Annotated in this window: 14 protein-coding genes; 10 read left to right on the top strand and 4 right to left on the bottom strand. The window is 55.7% G+C overall.

The window, feature by feature from the left end; genetic code table 11:
* The 8 genes from PbB2_RS11690 to hisN form a co-directional block, all read left to right on the top strand.
* The coding region (locus tag PbB2_RS11690; RefSeq protein WP_108985504.1) for a flagellin at positions 1-807 on the top strand (807 nt) is incomplete at its 5' end.
* A gap of 260 nt (positions 808-1067) precedes the next feature.
* Positions 1068-1943 (top strand): flagellin N-terminal helical domain-containing protein, encoded by an 876-nt coding sequence (locus PbB2_RS11695; RefSeq protein ID WP_108985505.1) that lies wholly within the window; start codon positions 1068-1070, stop codon positions 1941-1943.
* 240 nt (positions 1944-2183) lie between these two features.
* The gene (locus PbB2_RS11700) at positions 2184-3008 is read left to right on the top strand and encodes a flagellin (protein WP_108985506.1); all 825 of its coding nucleotides are present in this window, start codon (positions 2184-2186) and stop codon (positions 3006-3008) included.
* 329 nt (positions 3009-3337) lie between these two features.
* Complete coding sequence (locus PbB2_RS11705; protein WP_108985507.1) at positions 3338-4162, top strand: flagellin; 825 nt, start codon at positions 3338-3340, stop codon at positions 4160-4162.
* Positions 4163-4393: 231 nt separating this feature from the next.
* Positions 4394-4828, top strand: coding sequence for a hypothetical protein (locus PbB2_RS11710; RefSeq protein WP_108985508.1), 435 nt, complete (start codon positions 4394-4396; stop codon positions 4826-4828).
* 283 nt (positions 4829-5111) lie between these two features.
* Positions 5112-5555, top strand: a complete 444-nt coding sequence (locus PbB2_RS11715; protein WP_108985509.1) for a hypothetical protein — start codon at positions 5112-5114, stop codon at positions 5553-5555.
* A gap of 11 nt (positions 5556-5566) precedes the next feature.
* Entirely contained in the window at positions 5567-6697 is a 1131-nt protein-coding gene (locus PbB2_RS11720) for a PQQ-dependent sugar dehydrogenase (RefSeq protein ID WP_108985510.1), read from the top strand.
* Complete coding sequence (gene hisN, locus PbB2_RS11725) at positions 6697-7488, top strand: histidinol-phosphatase (RefSeq protein WP_108985511.1); 792 nt, start codon at positions 6697-6699, stop codon at positions 7486-7488. Before PbB2_RS11720 ends, hisN begins: the two co-directional genes overlap by 1 nt.
* 20 nt (positions 7489-7508) lie before the next feature.
* On the opposite strand, the gene PbB2_RS11730 is transcribed toward hisN, so the two are convergent.
* The 3 genes from PbB2_RS11730 to PbB2_RS11740 all read right to left on the bottom strand — a co-directional run bounded on the left by PbB2_RS11730 (position 7509) and on the right by PbB2_RS11740 (position 12143).
* Positions 7509-9341 carry a DUF885 domain-containing protein gene (locus PbB2_RS11730; RefSeq protein WP_238164992.1) on the bottom strand — a complete coding sequence of 611 codons (1833 nt, stop codon included), beginning with the start codon at positions 9339-9341 and terminating at the stop codon, positions 7509-7511.
* 20 nt (positions 9342-9361) lie between these two features.
* Positions 9362-10216, bottom strand: a complete 855-nt coding sequence (locus PbB2_RS11735) for a MaoC/PaaZ C-terminal domain-containing protein (protein ID WP_108985512.1) — start codon at positions 10214-10216, stop codon at positions 9362-9364.
* 109 nt (positions 10217-10325) lie between these two features.
* The gene (locus tag PbB2_RS11740) at positions 10326-12143 is read right to left on the bottom strand and encodes an ABC transporter ATP-binding protein (protein WP_108985513.1); all 1818 of its coding nucleotides are present in this window, start codon (positions 12141-12143) and stop codon (positions 10326-10328) included.
* A gap of 159 nt (positions 12144-12302) precedes the next feature.
* On the opposite strand from PbB2_RS11740, the gene PbB2_RS11745 reads away from it, so the two are divergent.
* Positions 12303-13439 carry an iron-containing alcohol dehydrogenase gene (locus PbB2_RS11745; RefSeq protein ID WP_108985626.1) on the top strand — a complete coding sequence of 379 codons (1137 nt, stop codon included), beginning with the start codon at positions 12303-12305 and terminating at the stop codon, positions 13437-13439.
* A 37-nt stretch (positions 13440-13476) separates the two neighbouring features.
* Here PbB2_RS11745 and PbB2_RS11750 read toward each other — a convergent pair whose 3' ends face one another.
* A complete protein-coding gene (locus PbB2_RS11750) occupies positions 13477-14655 on the bottom strand; it encodes an acetyl-CoA C-acetyltransferase (RefSeq protein ID WP_108985627.1) in 1179 nt (392 codons plus the stop codon).
* A gap of 296 nt (positions 14656-14951) precedes the next feature.
* Between PbB2_RS11750 and phaR the strand changes: the two genes are divergently transcribed.
* Positions 14952-15566 (top strand): polyhydroxyalkanoate synthesis repressor PhaR, encoded by a 615-nt coding sequence (gene phaR / locus PbB2_RS11755; RefSeq protein ID WP_108985514.1) that lies wholly within the window; start codon positions 14952-14954, stop codon positions 15564-15566.
* Positions 15567-15690 lie beyond the last annotated feature (124 nt).

Genomic DNA, 15690 nt, shown 5'->3' on the forward strand with positions numbered 1-15690 from the left:
AATTCCGGCTCAATGATTGCCTTGCAAACCTTGAACCGCACCAACGATCAGTTGGATAAGACCCAAAATACCATTGCAACGGGTCTGAAAGTGGCTTCGGCTAAAGACAATGGTGCATTGTTTGCCATCGCCAACAAAATGCGCTCGGACGTAACTGCTTACGACCGCGTGCGTGAATCTGTCGACCGGGCTTCTTCCATCCTCGACACCGGCATTGCTGCAGGTGAAAGCATCATGGAATTGCTCAACGAAATGAAGGGTAAGGCCCTTGCTGCAACCCAGCCTGGCAACTCCGCCTCCGCCCAATCTGCCCTGAACGCCGACTTCGTCCAACTGCGCGATCAGATCACCAGCGTCATCGCCAACGCCGTATTCGACGGCGCGAACATGATTTCAGGGACACCCAACAATGCTGTTGCCCTGGGTGATGCCAACGGGACCAACAATATCACGGTCACTGGCGTCAGTTTGGCTTTGGGCTCGACCACCATCACCGTGACCGCAGCTCAAGTCGTCGATACGACGGCTAACGCTGCAACGGCATTGACCAACGTCAACAACTCCATCACGGCACTTGGCACACAATTGGCGACTTGGGGTGCTGGTGCCAAACGTTTTGAAGTTCACCGCAATTTTGTCGGTAAACTGCAAGATGCATTGAGCAACGGGATCGGGGCGATTGCTGACGCCGATCTGGCCAAGGAAAGCGCCAAGCTGCAAGCTCTGCAGGTCAAGCAACAATTGGGCGTGCAAGCCCTGTCGATTGCCAATGGCTCGTCGCAGACGGCTCTGTCGCTGTTCCGGTAAACCATAAATATAACAAAATGAAACTGAGGCCTGAGGTTTTAATCTCAGGCCTTTTTCATTTATGGGCAGCATTCTTTATACTGAAGTTATAACTATAAAATACAAAAAAGTGATCAAAATTAGACACATTACTCTGAGTTAGATAAAATTTTCTCGAATTGCCTAAGGGTTATTCACGCCTCCTAAATTAGACTGGCAACGGGTCCGAATGACCTTCGTGTCGAAACGGCATGAGATCAGTACTTGTCAGGAGATCAAGAATGATTAGCGTCAATACCAATTCCGGTTCAATGATTGCGCTGCAAACATTGAATCGTACCAACGACCAGTTGGACAAGACTCAGAACACGATTGCGACGGGTCTGAAAGTGGCTTCGGCCAAAGACAATGGTGCTTTGTTCGCCATTGCTACCAAAATGCGCTCAGATGTCACGGCCTATGACCGCGTGCGTGAATCGGTTGACCGCGCCGCCTCCATCCTCGACACCGCCGTTGCGGCCGGTGAAAGCATCATGGAATTGCTCAACGAAATGAAGGGCAAGGCTCTGGCCGCAACCCAACCAGGCAACTCTGCCTCCGCTCAGTCTGCCTTGAACGCCGACTTTGCCCAGTTGCGTGACCAAATCGTCAGCGTAGTGGAAAACGCGTCCTTTGACGGGGCCAACATGATCCGCAACTTCCAAGCCAATGGAACCACAGCCGTAACAGTGAGTGATGCCATTGCTCTGGGTGATGCCAACGGAGGAAACAACATCACAGTGGCTGGTGCAGGTCTTCAGTTGCGGGCCACAACGGCAGCCGTTACCGGTACCGAAATTATGCGCTTTGGACAGAACCAGGACATCTCGACTACGGCGAACGCCACCACGGCACTGGGCTTGATCAACACGTCCATTGACAACCTCGGCACACGCCTCGCAACCTGGGGCGCAGGGGCAAAGCGCCTGGAAGTTCACCGCACCTTTGTCGGCAAGTTGCAGGACGCGTTGAGCAACGGGATCGGGGCGATTGCTGACGCCGATCTGGCTAAGGAAAGCGCCAAGCTGCAAGCCCTGCAAGTCAAGCAACAATTGGGCGTGCAAGCTCTGTCGATTGCCAATGGCTCGTCGCAAACAGCGTTGTCATTGTTCCGCTAAACTTAAGATATAACATCAAAAAATAAGGGCCTGAAGTCACCAACTTCGGGCCCTTTTTATTTCAAATACTATGCCAATGACTGACATTTTCGAAAATTATTCATGTATTACTTCGAGTTAGATAAAATTTTCTCTTTCTTTATCACTAATCCAATTGGTTTATTGGATAACTTTTTTGTGAGGTCGCCGTGATGCGCTTGCCCAAATGGCAAGCATGGCGACCTGCAAAGGAGATCAAGAATGATCAGTGTCAATACCAATTCCGGCTCAATGATTGCCTTGCAAACCTTGAACCGGACCAACGCCCAACTCGACAAGACCCAGAACACGATTGCGACGGGTCTGAAAGTGGCTTCGGCTAAAGACAATGGCGCATTATTTGCCATTGCCAATAAAATGCGCTCGGACGTAACTGCTTATGACCGCGTGCGTGAATCTGTCGACCGGGCTTCTTCCATCCTCGACACCGGCATTGCTGCAGGTGAAAGCATCATGGAATTGCTCAACGAAATGAAGGGCAAGGCTTTGGCGGGTACCCAGCCTGGCCTGTCGACTTCGGCTGCCAGCGCGCTCAATGCCGACTTCACCCAATTGCGGGACCAAATCACCAATATTGTTGCTAATGCGGTGTTTGACGGGGCCAATATGATTAAGGCCACGCCCGACAGCGCCATCGCCCTCGGTGATGCATCGGGTGGCAACAATATAACCATAACTGGGGCCAATTTATCCTTGGCAGGGACAGTTGTGACGGTGACGGTGGCCCAAAGCGTGGACACCACAGCCAATGCAACCACGGCACTGACCAATGTGAACGCCTCGATTACCAATTTGGGCACACAATTGGCCACTTGGGGTGCCGGGGCCAAACGTTTTGAAGTTCACCGCAATTTCGTCGGTAAACTGCAAGATGCATTGAGCAACGGGATCGGGGCGATTGCTGACGCCGATCTGGCCAAGGAAAGCGCCAAGCTGCAAGCCCTGCAGGTCAAGCAACAATTGGGCGTGCAAGCTCTGTCGATTGCCAATGGTTCTTCGCAAACGGCTCTGTCGCTGTTCCGCTAAGACAAAATCGAAGACCAACTTGGAGCGGGCTTGGACATTCATGTCCAAGCCCTCCTTGTTTCGGCTTATATTCACGAACAGATCAGCTATAGCGGGTCAGTTCAACACGGGTGGATTTGACGAAAATAGAGTCGAATGCTCATCACCAACCCACGCATATTTGATTTGTTCTGTAAAAATTCCTGATTCTGGCTGCTAAATTCTCAGATCGATAAAATTGCACCGATCTCCCACATCAATAATCCGTGATTGAGTCCTACCCTTCCGACAAGTCTGAATGACTTTCATGCCTGAAGGGCGTGACATCTGTACTCGTGAGGAGATCAAGAATGATCAGCGTCAATACTAATTCCGGCTCAATGATTGCCTTGCAAACCTTGAACCGCACCAACGATCAGTTGGATAAGACCCAAAATACCATTGCAACGGGTCTGAAAGTGGCTTCGGCTAAAGACAATGGTGCATTGTTTGCCATCGCCAACAAAATGCGCTCGGACGTAACTGCTTACGACCGCGTGCGTGAATCTGTCGACCGGGCTTCTTCCATCCTCGACACCGGCATTGCTGCAGGTGAAAGCATCATGGAATTGCTCAACGAAATGAAGGGTAAGGCTTTGGCTGGTACCCAGCCTGGCAACTCGGCCTCTGCACAAGCTGCTCTGGCAGCTGACTTTGTCCAATTGCGCGATCAGATCACCAGCGTCATCGCCAACGCCGTCTTTGATGGCGCGAACATGATCAAGGCAACTCCTGACAGCGCCATCGCCTTGGGCGACGCGTCCGGTAGCAACAACATCACAGTTGCTGGTGCCAGCTTGGCGCTCGGCGGGACTGTCGTCACAGTGGCAGCGGGAGCTGTATTGACCGACACAACCACGTCGACGACAGCACTTGGTCAAGTCAACACCTCGATTACCAACTTGGGTACCCAATTGGCGACTTGGGGTGCTGGTGCCAAACGTTTTGAAGTTCACCGCAATTTCGTCGGTAAACTGCAAGATGCATTGAGCAACGGGATCGGGGCGATTGCCGACGCCGATCTGGCCAAGGAAAGCGCCAAGCTGCAAGCTCTGCAGGTCAAGCAACAATTGGGCGTGCAAGCTCTGTCGATTGCCAATGGCTCGTCGCAAACGGCTCTGTCGCTGTTCCGCTAAACCTGGATCAGCTAACCTGTTTCAGGCCCGACTCATTGTCGGGCCTGATTTTTTTGTTCTTTATGAACCGATTTGACTCAATTTTATCTAAAATCCGAACGAGTGATTCAATCATCCCTTGACGCCTCCATGATAGCCTAATTTCGGGCCACGAAGGCCTGGATACCTTAGTAAATGGGTCCTTTACACAAGAACTGGAGGGGACTGATGGCGACATCGTCCTAGGATCGGATGAACATCGAGACCAAAAATATCTCGCTGGTACAGCCCGCACCCGTTGCTCCGATACGTCAGGGGCAGGAGGCTGTTATCCAACCAGCATCCAAAAGCATCAGGAACCAGGCATCTGGTGATCGTCCGCCCGCACCTGATTACCGGCGTGGCAGTGGCAAAACGGATCAGCCAAGTGCTTTCGAGCCGGTGCAAAGCGAGCTCGACACCCAACAACGTCTGGCAATGGTCGAAAAGATCATTGGCAACAATACATCGCTTGTCATCGAAAAGAACAAGGGCTCCCAAGGCTTCATCTATAAGTCTGTCGACCGGGAGACCGGCGAAGTGACACGGATTTGGCCGCTGGAAGATCTGGCAAGTGAACTCACTATTCGTGCCGATGATGAGGAACGCGCTGCGATGCGCGGGGTCATGGTTGACGCCAAAGCCTGATCGGTCTGAGCCGATCAGTTATACCGACCCTTGAGGTCGCCATTTTATTTGAGAACTGCCTAGGCTGACTGGCCGGCAGACCAATGTTTTATTGCCTGATTGATCCCATAAACGTGCCACAAGTGGCACCCGATCCAACACGACAGGCATGTTTCTCCCTTTAGCAGCCTCGCATTGCCATACCCTTGCCGACACGGGCTGGCGGCGCTAAACTTATCAGCAAGCTGGGTGAGGTGAGTTCGTAAGGACCACTGAGATTGCCATCCTGAAATGGGAGCGTATCATGCTGATATCTTTAGCCTTTATGATCACGACCGCACTGAGCACCCCCCAAGCTATCAGCGAGCCTACTGCCAGCAATACGGCAGCGGAAACGCAACCATTGCCGTTTTCGCAGCGGCCCAATGCGCGTGTTATGATGAGCCGCAGCATCCGCAATTTTGATGTTCGCCGCGAAGACGGAAGCGACCGGATTATCTATTTGGAAGCGGCTCGTAATAATTGGCTGCGGGGTGAATTATTGTGCCGCGGCATTGGCGATCCCCGTGATGCCCATTCACTGGAAATTGGCGACCATACAACCGGTTTGAGCGTCAATAGCACATTGATCTTCCGAGCTTTATCGCACGAGACATCGGTTTGCACTTTGGCAAGCCTTGTCGCAATTACCCCTGAAGAGGCCATGGAGCGTAAGTTGATCCGTGCCCCAAAGCCTAAAAAGGATTGATGTAACCCTTCATGCGTCTGACTTGGATTCCCCTTGCTGTCTTGGGATTTGTGGCTGCCTGTGCGCCGGCAGCACCATCACAACCCCCCGCCGCAGCGTCGGCTTCGCAAAAGATCGAGGTCACTGAACTGGCCAGTGGCCTCGCTTTCCCATGGGGGGCCGCCATTTTGCCCGATGGGGCGATCCTTGTGACAGAACGGGATGGGCGGTTGCGTCTGATCAAGGACGGCAAATTGGTGGCCGAGCCGATTGGCGGGGTGCCGCCAGTGTTGAACGACGGTCAGGGCGGCCTGTTTGATGTGGCTTTGCATCCAGATTTTGCCAGCAATCGCCTTGTCTATTTGGCCTATGCCAAGGGAACCAAATCAGCCAATCACACCGCCGTGGTGCGTGGCCAGTTTGATGGGAGCAAGCTCGTCAATGTCGAGCCAGTGTTTGACTCTATCCCAGAGCGTCAAACCCAAGCCCATTACGGCGGACGGCTCCTATTCTTGCCCGATAAGACGCTTATTGTGACATTGGGTGACGGCTATGAATATCGGGACAAGGCCCAAGACCTTTCCAGTGACCTTGGCAAGATCGTGCGCATCACCGATACAGGACAGCCCGCGCCTGATAATCCCTTTGTCGGCCAAGCCGGCAAACGGCCTGAGATTTACACCTATGGCCACCGCAATGTGCAGGGCATCGCGCACGATCCAGTCAGTGGAACCCTATATGCTCACGAGCATGGCCCAAAGGGTGGTGATGAAGTTAACATCCTGACTCCAGGTCGTAATTACGGCTGGCCCGTGATTACATATGGGGTGGATTATTCAGGTGCCCCCATTAGTCTTGAAAGCAAAAAAGCCGGGATGGAGCAGCCCTTGATCTATTGGGTGCCCTCCATCGCGCCTTCGAGCATGGTGGTCTATACCGGCGACTTGTTTCCAGCATGGAAGGGTGATCTTCTGGTAACTGCATTGGCAGGCCAGCAGGTGCGTCGCGTTGATCTGGAAAATGGCCAAGTCAAGGCTCAGGAGACCTATCTCACAGACCGAGAAGAACGTTTCCGCGACATCATACAAGCCCCCGATGGCAGCCTGATCGTGCTGACAGACGACCCTGAAGGCAAAGTGCTGCGCCTGACACCTGGCCGCTGATGAGACCAGAATCCACCCAGCAGGTTCTGGCATTCGCCCATGAACTGGCCGATGTGGCTGGTGCGGCCATCCTGCCCTATTTCCGCGCCGGTGCGGCGATTGAGAACAAAGCTGAACAAGGCTTTGATCCAGTCACTGCTGCGGACAAAGCAGCCGAACAGGCCATGCGCGCCAAAATACGTGCTGAGCGGCCCGAAGACGCGATTGTCGGCGAAGAGTTTGACGATCATGTCGGCACGTCGGGATGGACATGGGTATTGGATCCGATTGACGGCACCCGCGCCTTCATCGCCGGGACAACCACATGGGGCGTTCTGATCGGGGCGCGTTATGAAGATCGCGCGCGCATTGGCATCATGGACCAGCCCTTTTCAGGCGAGCGCTGGGCCGCCAGCCCCGAGCGCGGCTTCTGGTCACGCGGGCGGGCGCGCCAGCCTCTGGTCACGCGCAAGAAGACCGCTTTGGATCAGGCTATTCTAGCCACAACCGACCCCTTTTTATTTGAACCCCATCACAAACAGGCTTTTTTGAGCCTACGGGCTGCCACCCGGCTTGCCCGTTACGGCCTTGATTGCACGGCCTACGCCCTCCTCGCCCACGGCCACATCGATTTGGTGGTCGAACCCGGCTTGAAAGATGTCGACATCGCCGCCCTCATTCCCATTGTGGAGGCAGCAGGTGGTGTGGTGACCGACTGGCACGGCCGTCACCACCCCAAAGGGGGTGACATTATTGCAGCGGGCTGTCCTGAATTACACGCCAAGGCATTGGCTTTGCTGACCAATCCCTAGCCCGATCCGAGCCTGCCTTCTCAAACTTTCACGCTGTTCTGCCAGTCGAGAATGACCTGATCGAGCACGTCTAAAGGCATGGGACCTGGCAACAGGATTTGGTCGTGGAAGGCCTTAATGTCGAACGCCGTACCTAGTTTAGCTTTGGCAGCGGCGCGCAATCGGATGATATTGGTCTTGCCAACCATATAGGCACACGCCTGACCTGGCCAAACACAATAACGCTCCACCTCTGTGATGATATTATCGCGACTGTCGCCGGTGGCACCGACCATATAATCAACCGCCTGCTCTCGGGTCCATTTCTTGGCATGCAGGCCGGTGTCAACCACCAAACGTGCGGCGCGGAAGGCCGCAGACTGGGCGTAACCAATTCGGCCGGGGACGTCATTTTCGTAAAAGCCCATCTCATCGGCCAATTGCTCGGCATAAAGGGCCCAGCCCTCTGCATAAGCCCCGAACGAGAGCATTTTGGACCGCAGGAATGGCAAGTCCTGAGCTTCTTGAGCGATGGATATCTGCAAATGGTGACCGGGCTGGGCCTCATGATAGGTCAAGGTTGGCAGAGTCCATTTCGGCCAGCTCGCCGTGTCGCGCAGATTGATATAATAGGCCCCAGGGCGGCTGCCATCGGGGGCAGGCTGGCTGTAATAGCCCCCTGGCGCGCCTGCCTCGGTGTAGGCGGGGACGCGTTTGACCTCACAATCGGCCTTGGCAAAGGTGGCGAACATTTCGGGCAGACGCACTTTAAGATCCGCCATCTGCTTGTTGAGGTCAGCCAGCAATTGCGTCTTGCCGGCTTCAGTATTGGGATAGAGATAGGCTGGATCCTTGCTGAGGGCTTGCACACGCTCGGACACGCTGCCTTTGGTCATGCCCAATTGCCGCAGGCCTTCCTCCATTTGGGCATTGTAAGTAGCCACCAAATCCTTACCGAGCAGATGGATCTCCTCAGCGGTCATTTTGGTGGTGGTCGAATATCCCAAGGCCGCCTGATAATAAGCCTCGCCATCAGGCAATTTCCATACCCCAGCATCAGCCGTCGCCTTACCGCGCAATTCTTCCAACACGGCAATTTGGGCCTGATAAGCTGGCAAGACTTTGTCGGTCACCAATTTGGTTGCTTCGGCCTGGAGAGCCGCATGATCAAGGCCAGCCTCTTTGGCTTTACGCACAAGGCTTGCCACCAGCACAGTTTCAGATGCGGGCTGGCGTACAAAAGTCCGCAATTGGCCTAAGGCGCGGTCAATGATGAAATTCGGCGGAACCACCCCCCGGCCCGCATCCGCCCTAACCCGCTCGACTTCAGCAGTCATCTGACCGGCAAAACCGTCAAGCCGCGACAGCCAAGCAGCTCCATCATCCTTGGTTTTCACCACATGCTGGCTATCGAGGAAGTCAGGCATACCGACGTAACTGCCGCTGAGCTGCGACACCATATAAGGCGCGGGCCAGCCAAAGCTGCCATTACCATAGCCAAACTTGGCGGATTCCTTTGAATAGGTCATCAAGCTCAATACGACCGAATGGGTCAGCTTATCGGCTGGGTTCAGGCTGTCAGGCTTGAACTTTTCCAAAGCGGCAACCCAGTCGCTGACTTGTTGAAAGCGGCTCGCCTCGGCTGAAGCCGACATGTCAGTCACCCGGCCCTTATAAGGCCCACCTGCCAAGACCTCGGGGACAGCAAGCCCGGTGGCAAACTCTGGGGAATCCTTCAAGATCACCGTGGTGATCTTGTCGATCAAAGCCTTCAAGTCTGGGTTGGCCGCAGTCTTGTCCGCACAGCTGGCCAGCAAAGCCATGGCACCCAGTGCCCCGGTGCCCATCAGCGCATCCCGTCGTGTCATCTGCATTGGTTTGTTCCTATCCAGAGTTAGCCTGCGAGCACGGTCTTGCCATTGCGGATCACAACAGCATCCCGCGATTTTACCCGCGCCTCAAACGACACCACATCCCCATCGCGCCAGAGTTGCACACTCACGGTCTCGCCGGGGAAAACGGGGGCAGAAAACCGCACATCGTGGGACTGGATCCGGGTTGGGTCCATATCGCAATAGGCTTGGAGGACCGCCCGACAGGTCAAACCATAGGTACATAGGCCATGCAAGATTGGGCGGGGAAAGCCAACCATTTTGGCAAAATCTGGGTCGGCATGCAGTGGGTTGCGGTCACCAGACAAACGATAGATCAAGGCTTGATCGGGCGAGGTTGGTATGTCGACCTCAAGATCGGGCGCACGGTCAGGTATCGCGTGCAAGGCTGGCCCGCCTTCGCTCGGCCCACCAAAGCCGCCATCAGCGCGCGCAAAGATGGACGAAGTTAATGTGCACAAGGGGCTGCCATCCTTCTTGTCACGAATGGTGGTTTCGCTGATCAGCACCGCGCCTTTGCCCGCCCCTTTGTCCAGACAATCGACAAATCTGCTGTCAGCCAGAATGGTGGCCGCCGACGGCAAGGGCTTGTGCATGGTTAGCCGCTGTTCGCCATGCACCACCATGGCGTAATTGATGCCGGTATCGCCGACCCGGCCTGCGCCCCAAGCAATCACCGTGGCCATGGTTGGGATGGTTTTCAAACCATTCTCATACACAAAGGCCAATTCGGTCTTATCCATCGGATCGGCTCCAAGACCGATCCCGAGCGCATAGAGCATGGTTTCCCGGTCCCCGTAGGAGAATTCCTGATCCTTAGATGTCAAAGACATCACATGCTCATAATTGATCGCCATGGGCGCGCCTCCCGTCACATGAGCGGCAGGTTCAACTGCCGATTTTCATCGGCTTATGTGACAGGATAAACTCCCCCCGCGCAAGGGGTTGTCGGCACAGCTAACGGCCTCAGCCTGCGGTGACCGGATCGTGTTCGGCCACCCAATGTCCGGGTCCAATTTCGATCAATTGCGGGCGGTACTGAGGACCCGTGCCCTCCACCAGTTTGGATTTCATGAAGCGCAATTGGGCGCGCGGGTCGAGGGGACTTGGTAAATCACCCTCCAGACGGATACGGGGCCGCGCCTTCTCAATTTCGGGGTCAGGGATAGGGGCGGCTGAAATCAGAGCTTGGGTGTAGGGATGGCGTGGGTTGAGATAGATGGAATTGCGGTCGGCGGTTTCCACGACCCGCCCCAGATACATCACCATGATACGGTGGCTGACCTCGCGAACGACAGCAAGGTCATGGCTGATAAACAACATGGCAAGACCAAATTCGCGCTGCAAATCGAGCAACAGATCAATGATTTGGGCGCGTATCGACACATCAAGCGCAGAGACTGCTTCATCGCACACCACGAATTTGGGTTGCAGGATCATCGCGCGCGCAATACCAACCCGTTGGTTTTGGCCACCTGAAAACTCATGCGGATAGCGGTTGATCCAATCAGGATTGAGGCCGACACGCCCCATCATCTCCTTGACCATCTTGTCGCGCTCAACCTTGCCGATCCCCGGCTTATGGACTTGCAAGGGTTCAGCAATCGACGCGCCAATCGTCATGCGCGGATCAAGGCTGGCCAGCGGGTCTTGGAAGACAATCGTCAAATCCTTGCGCGAGTCGCGTAGTTTGCGGCGATGGGCGTCGGTGACGCCTTTGCCCAGCCACACAACCTCGCCCGCCGTGGTCGGAACCAAACGCAACACACCCCGTGCCAAGGTGGACTTGCCGCAGCCCGATTCACCCACCACGCCCACTGTTTCACCGGCCCGGATGGTCAGATCCACGCCATCCACAGCCCGCAAAGGCTGGGTACGCGGAAACAAGCCACTAGAGACTTTAACCGGGAAATAGATTTGCAAATTCTTGGCTTCGACCAGAATTGGGTCAGATGGCTTGGGAGGGTCGGCCAATTGCACGCCCAGCCGCTGGGGTCTGTCGAGACGGGGCACGGCCGCCAAAAGCTTTTGTGTATAGGGGTCTTTGGGGGCCGCAAAAATCTGGCGTACATCGCCGGTTTCAACATATTGGCCTTTGTTCATCACCTGCACTTTGTCGGCCAAGCGCGCCACAACCCCCATGTCGTGAGTGACCAAGGCAATGGCTGCCCCCAAGTCCCGCTTCAGCTCATCCATCAGTTCGAGCACTTGGGCCTGAACGGTCACATCCAGGGCCGTTGTTGGTTCATCTGCGATCAGCAGTGCAGGCTCACACAGCATGGAAATCGCAATCATCACCCGTTGACGCATGCCACCGGATAATTCGTGGGGATATTGATTGAGGCGGCGGGCGGCTTCAGGGATACGCACCCGCTCCAGCCAATCGACACAGCGTTTGGTTGCCGCCTCGCCTTGCATGTTCATATGCAGGCGCAGCACTTCATACATCTGCTCGCCCACTTTCATATGTGGGGTCAGCGACGTCAGCGGGTCTTGGAAGATCATCGCCATCTGCTTGCCGCGAATGGCATTGAGGTCTGTAGCCTTAAGGCCCAGAAGCTCACGATCCTTGAACTTGATTGAGCCTGTGGCCGTTCCGTTGGAAGCCAAAAGTCCCATGGTCGCCATAAAGGTCTGGCTTTTGCCAGATCCTGATTCCCCAACAACGGCGACGCATTCACCGGGTAAGATGTCCAGATTGATGCCGCGGACCGCCTGCACGGGTCCGTCAGGCGTTGAAAATGTCACGGCTAGATCACGCACGGACAAAATCGGGCTGGACATGGGGCAGGTTTCCTTGGCGAAACAGGGCTAAACGTTTGTGTGTGATGCCTTAGCTTTGCATTTCCCTCCGGTCTATGTGTTCAAGCACATGTGACCACATTGCAGCCCGCGCGGTGGGGCAATAAGGTTGCACAAAACATCCTGCTCAGGAAACTTGCCATGGCCAGCATCCCCTATTTGACCGATACGCGCTTTGATCATGGTGCCGTCAGCCAGACCGGCAAGGCATTGGCGAGCTTGGGGGCCAGTCGGCCCTTGATCGTGACCGACAAAGGGATCATCGCCGCAGGTCTCCTGCAACATGTGCTGGACGCCCTTGAGGGGGCACCTGCTGCCATTTTCGATGAAACTCCTGGCAACCCCACCGAGGCCGCTACGCTGGCAGCTTTGGCGCTCTATCGTGAAGCAGGCGCGGATTCCTTGATTGCGCTGGGCGGGGGCTCATCGATGGACTTGGCCAAGGGCGTGGGCATTTTGGTCCATGGTGAAGGTCCACTGGCCCGCTTCGGGGCGGCGCAGAGGGGGTCGCGCCACATCAGCAAAATCCCGCCTTTGATCGCAATTCCCACCACGTCGGGAACTGGATCAGAAGTGTCCATCGGGGCGGTTATTGTTTTGGAATCCGGCATCAAGGAATTGTTTGTCTCCAAACATCTGATCCCCGCCATTGCCATTTGTGATCCTGATTTGACATTGGGCCTGCCCGCGGGCCTGACGGCAGCCACCGGGATGGATGCGGTCACCCATTGTATCGAGAGCATCCTGTCGCCTGCGGTCAATCCACCCGGTGATGCCATCGCGGCCGACGGGATCAAGCGGGCCGTGCGCGACGGCATGCTGTTGCGCGCGGTTCAAGATGGCAAGGATCGGGATGCACGCTGGCACATGATGATGGCCTCAACCGAAGGCGCGCTTGCCTTTGTTAAAGGTCTGGGCAGTGTGCACGCCCTCTCCCATGCTGCGGGGCGGCTCAAAAGCCCCAGCCTGCATCACGGCACCTTGAATGCGATCTTCTTGCCGCATGTCATGATTTTCAATCATGGCGCACGGCCCGAGGCTGAAGCCATGATCCGCGACGCGATGGGTCTGGCCCCCAGCGCAGATTTGGCCGAAGCCTTATTTGCCCTCAACCAATCGCTTGGCATTCCCGCCAATCTGTCCTTACTGGGACTGGGGCCAGAGCATGCCGACGGCATTGTCGCCAATGCCTTGGCCGACATTGCCCATCTGTCAAACCCACGTCGGGCAACTGAGGCTGATTATCACATGCTCTATGCTGCGGCTCTAAAGGGCTGATCTGCCCGGTTAGAGCCGCTTGGCAGGCGATACGGCTTTAGCGTTCCACACACAATGCCACGCCCATGCCCCCACCGATGCACAGGGTTGCCAGACCGCGTTTGGCATCGCGGGCGGCCATTTCATGCAACAGAGTGACGAGCACGCGTGCGCCGGATGCCCCGATAGGATGGCCGAGTGCAATCGCGCCACCATTCACATTGACCTTTGAGCTATCCCAACCCATGTCGCGATTGACCGCGATGGCCTGGGCCGCAAAAGCTTCATTAGCTTCGATCAGATCAAGGTCTGATACTTTCCAACCGGCTTTTTCCAGCGCCCGCTTGGAGGCCGGGATCGGGCCGGTTCCCATGATGGACGGATCAACACCGGCCGTCGCGAACGAGGCGATACGGGCAAGGGGTGTCAGGCCGCGACGGGCCGCTTCGGCAGCCGTCATCACCACCAAGGCAGCCGCACCATCATTGATGCCAGACGCATTGCCTGCCGTCACAGTGCCGTCCTTCTTGAAGGCCGGGCGCAGGGCTTGGGCGGCCTCAATCGTTGCCCCTTTGCGGATGTATTCGTCCTTTTCGACCACCACATCACCTTTACGGCCCTTCACCGTTACCGAAGCAATCTCAGCATCAAAGCGGCCTGCGGCTTGGGCAGCTTCGGCCTTGTTCTGACTGGCGGTGGCAAATTGGTCCTGCTCGTCGCGGGTAATCTGCCATTTTTCGGCAACATTCTCGGCAGTGATGCCCATATGATAGGAGAAGAAAGCATCAGTCAGACCATCACGTATCATGGTGTCGACCAGACCTAGATCGCCCATCTTTGTGCCTGCCCGCATATAAGCGGCATGGGCCGACAGGCTCATGCTTTCCTGGCCCCCAGCGACCACAATATCAGCACTGCCGGTCATGATCTGCTGGGCAGCCAGTGCGACGGTTCGCAGGCCTGAGCCGCAAACTTGATTGACCAGCCAAGCTGGAGCGGCATCTGAAATCCCCGCTGCACGGCTCGCCTGCCGGGCAGGATTTTGCCCTTTGCCTGCGGTCAGTACTTGGCCGAAAATCACTTCTGAGACTTCCTCACCCGCCAAACCGGCCCGGCTCAAAGCAGCCATGATGGCGGTCTTGCCCAACTCATGGGCTTCAACGGTTGCAAAGGCACCAGAAAAAGAACCAATCGGGGTGCGGGCTGCTGATGCGATGACGATGTCGGACGTGCTCATGGCGATGCCTTTCGAAGGTTTGTGTCCCAGAAGACGTGAGATGTTTGCGGCCTCATGGCCGATCTTCACTGACTTGGGCCTGTCTTGGGCAAGAAAAGCGGTGGCGTCAATCGCAAACTGAGGTCACCCACCCACGACTTTGGTCTTGTGCAGCCATTGGTCGCAGACCGGGCGCTGAGCTGGCAGGAGCAGAGTTTGCAACTTGCGTTTCGCACCTGCCCAATTCTCTTGCATCTGCGAAGAAGTGCGGCGAAACTGGCATAAATGACGCGTTTTTATACGCGAGGGAGTTCATTTTGGCTGAGACCTCACCCGAAACCACCCCACATCATGGCTCTGCAGGGTCTGTCGTCACCATCAAAAAGTACGCCAATCGGCGGCTCTATAACACGGCGACCTCGGCCTATGTGACATTGGATCATCTGGCTCAAATGGTGCGCGACCGGGTGGACTTCGTGGTTTTTGACGCCAAGTCCGGGGATGACATTACCCGCTCAATCTTGACCCAGATTATCTTGGAGGCAGAAAGTTCGGGCAATAATCTTTTGCCGGTTGGCTTCCTGCGCGATATTATCCGCTCCTACGGCGATAGTGTGCAAGGCTTCCTGCCCTCCTATCTTGATCTGGCCATGAAGAGCTTTACCGATAGCCGGGAGCATTTTTCAAAATCCTTGAGTGGCGGAATAGATCTGTCGGCTCCGGTTGAGCTGTTTCAACAAGCCGTGCGCGCGAATATGACAGTCATGGCCGAAGCCGCCCGCGCCTTTACTGGCGGTCTGGTTCCCACCAGCTTGCGCCCCGCTGCCAAAGCCCCGCCCAAGGCTGATCCCAGCGAGGAATTGATGGCCATGCGTGCGCAAATGGCCGCCCTTCAAGCACGGCTGGATAAGCTTGATGGCACACATGGTTGAGGCCGGATAGGGGCTTGCTGTGACAGAGCGGCCCCTTTGGTTACAAGGCTCTTTCCCCGTTGAACAAGCCATGGCAAGACACTATGCCATCGTCGCCTAAGCGATGCTTGATGGCAGGCACCCA

It is taken from the genome of Candidatus Phycosocius bacilliformis, from assembly GCF_003112735.1.
GTDB lineage: Bacteria > Pseudomonadota > Alphaproteobacteria > Caulobacterales > Aquidulcibacteraceae > Aquidulcibacter > Aquidulcibacter bacilliformis.